The organism is Dysgonomonas termitidis (assembly GCF_042654545.1).
GTDB lineage: Bacteria > Bacteroidota > Bacteroidia > Bacteroidales > Dysgonomonadaceae > Dysgonomonas > Dysgonomonas termitidis.
Genome location: NZ_JBHSGN010000199.1, coordinates 1 through 595, shown reverse-complemented (window position 1 = coordinate 595; position 595 = coordinate 1). Strand labels below are relative to the sequence as shown.

General features: G+C 47.7%; 1 protein-coding gene. It reads left to right on the top strand.

Features of this window, described 5'->3' with window-relative positions:
* Window positions 1-595, top strand: a 595-nt coding sequence (locus tag ACFO6W_RS26125) for an NAD-dependent epimerase/dehydratase family protein (protein WP_380002079.1), incomplete at both ends; no start/stop codon positions are given.

The following is a 595-nucleotide window of genomic DNA, read 5'->3' as shown; positions in this document are numbered from 1 at the left end:
AAGTATCAGATTGCGCTCGATTTACGGCGACAGTAATGTAATCTGCGGATATTATAAGCCGCCTTATCCCGATGGTTTTTTCGATTGGGGCCCCACCGTAGAGATAGATGCCACCGACATAAAACAGATCGCCGATGCAGTGAAGAAATACAAGATAGATACCATCTACAATCTGGCTGCTATATTGTCAGCAACGGCCGAAAAAAATCCTAAGCTGGGATGGGATGTGGGCGTGGGCAGCCTGATGAATTGCCTCGATGTAGCTAAGGAGTTTAATTGTGCTGTGTTCACTCCGAGTTCTATCGGCGCCTTCGGGCCTGATACACCAAAGGACAGGACGCCTCAGGATACAGTTCAGCGCCCGAAAACCGTGTATGGTATAACCAAAGTGATGGGCGAATTGCTTAGCGATTATTACCATGACCGCTGGGGGGTGGATACCCGTTCGGTACGTTTTCCGGGTATTATATCCAACCTTACCCATCCGGGAGGTGGAACTACCGACTATGCCGTAGAGATATATTACAATGCGGTGAAAGAGGAGAAGTTTATCTGTCCGTTGAAGGCCGGAACTTTTATGGATATGATGTATATG